We start from the raw sequence: 2,768 nt of genomic DNA, 5'->3' as shown, positions 1-2,768 counted from the left end.
CCGAGCAACCCAAAGACTTCCCCTCGACGAACTTTGAGACTGCAATCGGACAATGCTGTGAAATCACCGTACTTCTTGGTCAGGTTTTCGCAGCGAACCAGATCTCCCAGGTCAGAGTCAGATTGGATGGCGTCGGACGGTTTCAAAACGGCGGTCACTGGCGACTTGTGGAAACTGTTGGCGAGGACGAAACTTGGACGCGAAGAGATCGGCGAGGGAACGAATCCAAAATGGGATTCGGCATAGCATTGTCGATTGTTGTCAATCATCACCTGGGTTACATCCCGCTCACCAACCAACTCGACGGAATAGCATGACGGAAAACGCAGCGCAGAACGACCCGCCAACAACACATGTGCTCCCCCGGGGAATCCGTTTTGCCGGTGCGGTCGGTGGAATCAAGGCCAGCGGCAAACCGGATGTCTCGCTGATTGTGACGGATCGACCTGCCGTGATCGCAGGAGTTTACACCACAAACCAAATCGTCGCCGCACCGGTCGTGTTGACGCGTTCCAAAACGCCTACTGCGACCGGACGGGTTGTTTTGACTAACAGCGGCAATGCGAACGCGTGCACAGGTGAGGAGGGCATGTGCAATGCAAAGGCAATGTGTGAGCAAGCGGCGGAGCTGACCGGATGCGATGCCGCGGATGTGATGGTGATGAGCACGGGAGTGATCGGACAACCCCTGCCAATGGAAAAGGTTCGCGCCGGGATTGAATCGGCGGCAGGCAAGCTTGGCGTCGCAGAGTCCGATTTTCTGGCATCGGCGGATGCGATTTGTACGACGGACCAATTCCGCAAAACGGTCAGTCAAACAGTTTCGATCCGCGGTCAAGAATTCCGCATTGCCGCGAAGTGCAAAGGAGCCGGGATGATCGCTCCCAACATGGCTACCATGTTGGGAGTCTTGATGACGGATGCACCGATTGGCCCCCAAACCGCCCAAGATTCGCTCAGAGAAATTGCGGGGCAAACGTTCAACCGAGTCAGCGTGGATGGGCACACCAGCACCAACGACACGGTGATGTTGGTTTGCACCGGATTGTCAGAATCGAAAGACTCGCAGGAACTGACGAAAGACGAACTCGCGGTCTGGCAAGAAGCTGCCACGCAAGTCGCATTGAAACTGGCGAAGATGTTGGTGGCGGACGGAGAAGGTGCTGCCCGTTTCTTCGAGGTTCGCGTTTCCGGCGCGTCGAACGACGAGGACGCGTTTGTGATTGCAAAAACAGTCGCTGCCAGTCCTTTGGTCAAGACCGCGATCACTGGAGGCGACCCGAATTGGGGCCGGATTGTTTCGGCGGCGGGTTACGCCGGTCCTAAGATTCAACCGGAACGAACCAGTCTGGTGATTGATGGCGTGACCGTATTCCAAAACGGAACACCGCTTCCCATCGATGCTGCGAAACTGAGCGAGAAGATGAAGTCGAACAACGAAGTGCTGGTGGATCTGAAAGTCGGTGACGGCCATGGGAACGCCTCCTTTTGGGCCAGCGACCTGACCGAGGCCTACGTGCGTTTCAATTCGCTGTACACGACCTAAGACAAACGATCAAATTGTCGTCGGAAAGCGAACCACCTGCCAAACCCCACTGATCAGCCGACGACCGTCAGGCTGGGTTGTGAAGTATTTGGTGTTGTGTTGGCTATCCGTTTGCGCAAGTGCTCATCTGAAATATCTTGGCTCCCCTCGCCCCGCTTTTTGAAGTTGCGTTTTTCTCACAACCCGACGCGTCAGCGAGGGACCCACCGGCGCGTTGCGATGGCACGGGTCCCCTCGGTGCCGCGTCGGTTTATGAAAAACCCAATGCCTCACGCAAAAGCGCAACTTCAAAACTGACGCGTCGGGTTATGAAAAAAAACAATGCCTCACGCAAAAACGCCACTTCAAAACGCGTCAGCGAGGGACCCACCGGCTCGTTGCAATGGCACGCGTTCCCTCGATCACGCCTTTTGAAGTTGCACTTTCGCATTCGGTTTTGTTGGCCAAAGGCCTTCATCATCGTAGCCTGGGGCATCGCCCCAGGAATCGAGAACGAAGGGAAATTGGTTGGCCAACGGCCAACATCAACCCTCTGACGGGCAAGCGTTTTTTTTCATACCCCACATCTCGAAACACCAAAGATTTGTGTCCGACCAGAGTGGATTGGTGTTCCGCCAGAGCGACCGAGGGAACACGAATATCCGCAGATCGAAAACGAAAGGTCCTTGGAAAAGAGATGTTTTGCTTCAGAACGCCAGTGTTACCAACCCAAACGGCTCTCAAAAGAGGTTGGGTATAAAAAGGTAAGGGTGCCCATCCTTCATGCGTTGGCCGTTGAGGACTGAGTCGACCAGCCGTCACCATTTGGCGTTTTGATTGCGAATGATGGAGGCCGCTCGCACGTTGCGTGACAAACTGCTTCTCACCGTGTTGTATGCAACCGGTTTGCAAGTCGCGGAGGTCGCCCGTTTGCAGTGGTCGGATTTTGATTTCGATCGCCAACAAATCCGAGTTCAACTTGGCAAAGGCAATAAGGATCGCTACGTCATGTTGGGCGACGATCTGTTGCCGCTGATGAGGCAGTTGTGGCGGCACACCAATTTGGAAACTACCTCGCTGTACACGAAAGTCGCACGAGTTCTTCTCGCAGGTGCAGCGAGAGGTTGCCAAGCGAATCCTGCGAATCAGAGACGCGGAACCTTCTCAGGCGATCAAGACCTAGCAGCCTGTTGATTTTCGCTTTGATCTGCCGCTCCCATCGAGCAGCCGCGGTCACGCGCCG

The 2,768-nt window shown here is 55.1% G+C and carries 2 protein-coding genes and 1 pseudogene; 2 read left to right on the top strand and 1 reads right to left on the bottom strand.

The window, feature by feature from the left end; translation table 11 throughout:
• Positions 1–269, bottom strand: a pseudogene (locus ACF8AM_RS04155) (hypothetical protein); the annotation flags it as partial.
• 44 nt (positions 270–313) lie between these two features.
• On the opposite strand from ACF8AM_RS04155, the gene argJ reads away from it, so the two are divergent.
• Positions 314–1,546: a bifunctional glutamate N-acetyltransferase/amino-acid acetyltransferase ArgJ gene (argJ, locus tag ACF8AM_RS04150; protein WP_392554421.1), complete on the top strand. Its 1,233-nt coding sequence runs from the start codon at positions 314–316 to the stop codon at positions 1,544–1,546.
• Between the two features lie 822 nt (positions 1,547–2,368).
• Positions 2,369–2,719 carry a tyrosine-type recombinase/integrase gene (locus tag ACF8AM_RS04145; RefSeq protein ID WP_392554420.1) on the top strand — a complete coding sequence of 117 codons (351 nt, stop codon included), beginning with the start codon at positions 2,369–2,371 and terminating at the stop codon, positions 2,717–2,719.
• Positions 2,720–2,768: the final 49 nt, after the last annotated feature.

Origin of the sequence: Rhodopirellula sp. JB055 (assembly GCF_043100905.1) — a bacterium.
GTDB lineage: Bacteria > Planctomycetota > Planctomycetia > Pirellulales > Pirellulaceae > Rhodopirellula.
Note: the sequence above shows the minus strand (reverse complement) of the source record. Positions and strands in the feature narration are given on the sequence as shown.